The 3,285-nt window shown below is 72.5% G+C and carries 4 protein-coding genes; 3 read left to right on the top strand and 1 reads right to left on the bottom strand.

Annotation, left to right across the window (positions count from 1 at the left end; all coding sequences use genetic code 11):
- Positions 1 to 28: 28 nt before the first annotated feature.
- Entirely contained in the window at positions 29 to 508 is a 480-nt protein-coding gene (locus tag VFZ20_RS12910; protein ID WP_329684301.1) for a hypothetical protein, read from the bottom strand.
- A 457-nt stretch (positions 509 to 965) separates the two neighbouring features.
- On the opposite strand from VFZ20_RS12910, the gene VFZ20_RS12905 reads away from it, so the two are divergent.
- From VFZ20_RS12905 to flgA, 3 genes are all read left to right on the top strand, one after another.
- On the top strand, positions 966 to 1,658 hold the full coding sequence (locus VFZ20_RS12905; RefSeq protein ID WP_329684300.1) for a flagellar hook-basal body protein: 693 nt from the start codon (positions 966 to 968) through the stop codon (positions 1,656 to 1,658).
- Between the two features lie 165 nt (positions 1,659 to 1,823).
- The gene (gene flgG, locus VFZ20_RS12900; protein ID WP_329684299.1) at positions 1,824 to 2,609 is read left to right on the top strand and encodes a flagellar basal-body rod protein FlgG; all 786 of its coding nucleotides are present in this window, start codon (positions 1,824 to 1,826) and stop codon (positions 2,607 to 2,609) included.
- Between the two features lie 8 nt (positions 2,610 to 2,617).
- Positions 2,618 to 3,285, top strand: a 668-nt coding sequence (gene flgA / locus VFZ20_RS12895; protein ID WP_329684298.1) for a flagellar basal body P-ring formation chaperone FlgA, incomplete at its 3' end; no start/stop codon positions are given.

The raw sequence follows: 3,285 nt of genomic DNA, 5'->3' as shown, positions 1-3,285 counted from the left end.
ACGGCGCAACCGCGACCCCAACCAGGGGTTATTCGGCGCCCTCCACCTGCCCCGGCCAGGGTGGCGGCTCATCCCCCACCGGCTCGCCGACCTGCCGCCGCCGCACCCATTCCGCGAGCGCAGCACAGCCCTGCTCCCAGTCGGCGATGTACCGCGCAAGCTCCGCGTCCGCCGCTCGCAGGACGGACGGCCCAGGATCGGAGCCGCTCGGGAGCCCTTCGCCGCGTAGCGCGTCGCGGACCAGCGACCGGCGCATGCCCTCCCACTCGGCGCGCTTGTACGCATCGACGCGCTTCCGCAGGTCGTCCGACACCAGGCCCATCGCCGCGAACACGACGTCGGGGAGCGACCATCCTACGCCTTCGTCCGCGCCACCGCCGAGCATTTCCGCAAACAGGTCCGAGACCTCCCGGGCCTGCTGCTCATCCGTGGCCAGGGCGAGGCCCCGGAACAGCTCCTCGGCGGTAAAGGGCAGCAGTTCCGGATCGAGATAGCCTGTCGCAGCCACCGTTCGCCTCCGCGTTAGAAATCCGGATGTCCCGGCCCCATCACCACGTGCAGATCGGTGGACTGTACGTACATCGTCCCGACCCACGTCCTTGTGCCCAGGATAAAGTTATACGGCGCGTACGCCCCCCGCCCGGTCCGGATGAGCGGAGGGGCCCGCCCCGCGTGAACCCGGCCCGCGTGCACCCCGGTGCGCGCGGGCCTCGTCGCATTCATCTCCATCGGCCGATACGCATTCTGCCGTCCTCGCCGCGCGCGGGGGAAGGATCGCCCGGCAGTTCCCGCCTACCCCGGCATTCCCTGCCGCATCCGCATTGCCCCCGGCGATCTTTTCCGCATGCGGTAAGCCATCGATCTGCAACGACTTGCGGGTGTTTTACGCGCGTGGTCCGGGTGGGAACGGGGCGTGCCTTGTCCCCGTGCGACGCGAAGACCACATCACGAAGGAGAGGACGGCGGTGGAGCCCAAGGGAATGTCGGCCGCGGCGGCGGCGCTGCGGTACTGGGAGCGGCGGCAGGAGATCGCCGCCAACAACCTGGCGAACGTGAACACGGACGGCTTCAAGGGCGAGCGCGTGTTCGCGCGCCTGCTCAACGGCCAGTTCCCCGCCGCGGACAGCGCGACGGACCTGCGCGCCGGCACGCTGCGCCCCACGGGCCAGCCGCTGGACCTGGCGCTGGAGGGCGACGGCTTCCTGGTCGTCGACACGCCGGCCGGCGAGCGCCTGTCGCGCGGCGGCTCGTTCCGCCTGGACGGCGAGGGGCGGATCGTGGACGGCAGCGGCAACGCGCTGCTGGGCGAGAACGGCCCGCTCACGGCCACGGGCGGCGAGATCGTGGTGGGCGCGGACGGCCGCGTGACGGCCGGCGGCGCCGAGGTGGGCCGCCTGCGCGTGGAGACGGTGCCCGCGGGCACCCGCCTTCAGCACGACGCCGGCACCTACTTTCTCCCCGACCCCGCGCGCACGCCCGCGCAGCCCGACCAGCTCAAGGTCAAGCAGGGGATGCTGGAGGACAGCAACGTGAGCGCCGTGGGCGAGATGGTGGACATGATCGAGGTGCAGCGCGCCTACACCGCCGTGCAGCGGGCCATCACCACGATGGACGACGTGCGCGGGACGGCGACGCGGGACCTGGGCAAGCCGGTTTGAACTGAACTGCAGGGAATAGGGAATAGGGAATAGGGAATAGCCTGAAACGGCGGCCTGAAGACCTCTTCTCGTTCCCCGACAACGAGATACAGCGTGGAAAGACAATAGGACCCCGCCGTGCGGGGAGCACCTATTCCCTATTCCCTATTCCCTATTCCCTGAACAGTGAATCCCGCACTCCGCACCTCGGCCACCGGCATGTCGGCGCAGCAGACGCGCACCGAGGTCATCGCCAACAACCTGGCGAACGTCAACACCACCGGCTTCAAGCGCAGCCGCGCCCACTTCGTGGACCTCATGTACCAGCAGGTGCAGGGGCCCGCCACCCTGGGCGGCCCCGAGGCCGGCGAGCTGCCCGCCATCCAGGTGGGCCGCGGCGTGCGCCTGGCCGCCGTGGAGCGCCTGCACACGCAGGGCGCCTTTGAGCAGACGGGCCGCGCGCTGGACCTGGCCATTGAGGGCGAGGGCTTTTTCCAGGTGCAGATGCCCGGCGGCAAGCTGGCCTACACCCGCGACGGCTCGTTCACCCTGTCGGAGGACGGCAGCGTCACCACGCAGGGCGGCTACCCCGTCTCGCCCGCGCTCACCGTTCCTGACGACGCCACGGGCATCACCGTGGGCCGCGGCGGCGTGGTGACGGCGCAGTTCTCCGGCGGTGAGTCGCGCGAGATCGGCCGCATCGAGATGGCCCGATTCGCCAACCCCGCCGGGCTGCTGGCCGTGGGCGAGAACCTGTACACGGAGACCCCCGCCGCCGGCGCGCCCATCGCGGGCTTTCCGCAGGAGGACGGCATGGGCGCCGTGCAGCAGGGCGCGCTGGAGACCAGCAACGTGGAGATCGTGCAGGAGATGGTGGACATGATCACCTCCATGCGCGCGTACGAGATCAACTCCAAGGCCATCAAGAACGCCGAGGAGATGTCGGAGATCGCCAACAACATGGTCCGGTGAGGAGAAGGATGTCCGTCGTGCTGCGCCTGCTGGCCCGCATGGCCGGCGTGTCCGGCGCCCTGGCCGCCACCCCGGGCCACGCCCAGCCGGCCACGCGCGCCTCGTGGGCGCCGCCGGCCGCCGTGGACCAGGCCGTCCGCGACACCATCGCCGCGCGCTGGGGCGTTCGCCCCGCCGACGTGCGCCTGTCGTGGTCGCCCCCGGGCGGCGACCTGGCGCTCGTGGCCGGCGCGCCGCGCCTGGCCGGCGGCGCCGCCGACGGCTGGTGGACGGCCTCGCTCCCCGCCGCGGGCAACCGCCGCGTGCTGGCCCGCGTGCGCGCGGGGGTGGATACCGCCGCCGCCACGGCCGCCCGCGACCTGCCCCGCGGCATCGCGCTGGAGGCGGAGGACATCGCCAGCACCACCGCGTTGCGCTGGGGCCCGCCTCGCGCGCGGACGGCCCCCGTCCGCGCGGGCTGGGTCACGCGCCGGGTGCTGGCCGCCGGCGAGCCCCTGGAGGAGCCCGGCGTGGTGCCGCCCGCGCTGGTGTCGGCGCGCGACACGGTGGCCGTGCAGGTGACCCGGGGCGCCGCGCGGGTGGAGCTCAGGGGCGAGGCGATGGAGTCGGGGGCGCTGGGCGAGCGCGTGCGCGTGCGCCTGGGGCCCGGATGGCAGCTGGAGGGAACCGTGACCGG

This window comes from Longimicrobium sp., assembly GCF_036280135.1.
In the GTDB taxonomy this organism is placed as follows: domain Bacteria; phylum Gemmatimonadota; class Gemmatimonadetes; order Longimicrobiales; family Longimicrobiaceae; genus Longimicrobium.
The sequence above is the reverse complement of the archived record's forward strand: the minus strand, read 5'-3'. Positions and strand labels throughout refer to the sequence as shown.